We start from the raw sequence: 696 nt of genomic DNA, 5'->3' as shown, positions 1-696 counted from the left end.
ATCCGGATCAGGGACAGTGCCTGATGGGTAGTTTAACTGGGGCGGTTGCCTCCTAAAGAGTAACGGAGGCGCTCAAAGGTTCCCTCATCCTGGTTGGCAATCAGGTGTTGAGTGTAAGTGCACAAGGGAGCTTGACTGCGAGACAGACATGTCGGGCAGGTGCGAAAGCAGGAACTAGTGATCCGGCACCTCATTGTGGAATGGGTGTCGCTCAACGGATAAAAGGTACCCCGGGGATAACAGGCTGATCTTGCCCAAGAGCTCATATCGACGGCATGGTTTGGCACCTCGATGTCGGCTCGTCGCATCCTGGGGCTGGAGTTGGTCCCAAGGGTTAGGCTGTTCGCCTATTAAAGCGGTACGCGAGCTGGGTTTAGAACGTCGTGAGACAGTTCGGTCCCTATCCGCTGCGCGCGTTGGATATTTGAGAAGACCTGTCCCTAGTACGAGAGGACCGGGATGGACTGACCTCTGGTGTGCCAGTTGTTCTGCCAAGGGCATGGCTGGTTGGCTACGTCGGGAAGGGATAACCGCTGAAAGCATCTAAGCGGGAAGCCTGCTTCAAGATGAGATATCCGTGCACCCTTGTGGTGTGGGAGGCCCCCAGGAGATGACTGGGTTGATAGGCCAGATGTGGAAGCACAGTAATGTGTGGAGCTGACTGGTACTAATGGCCGATGACTTATCAACACAAAA

General features: G+C 54.9%; 1 rRNA gene. It reads left to right on the top strand.

Annotated elements, in window-relative coordinates:
• Positions 1 to 690: ribosomal RNA gene (locus MHY49_RS18935) — 23S ribosomal RNA — on the top strand; the annotation flags it as partial.
• Positions 691 to 696 lie beyond the last annotated feature (6 nt).

The sequence above is a fragment of the Brachybacterium sp. ACRRE genome (genome assembly GCF_022346485.1).
Taxonomy (GTDB): Bacteria; Actinomycetota; Actinomycetes; order Actinomycetales; family Dermabacteraceae; genus Brachybacterium; species Brachybacterium halotolerans.
The sequence above is the reverse complement of the archived record's forward strand: the minus strand, read 5'-3'. Positions and strand labels throughout refer to the sequence as shown.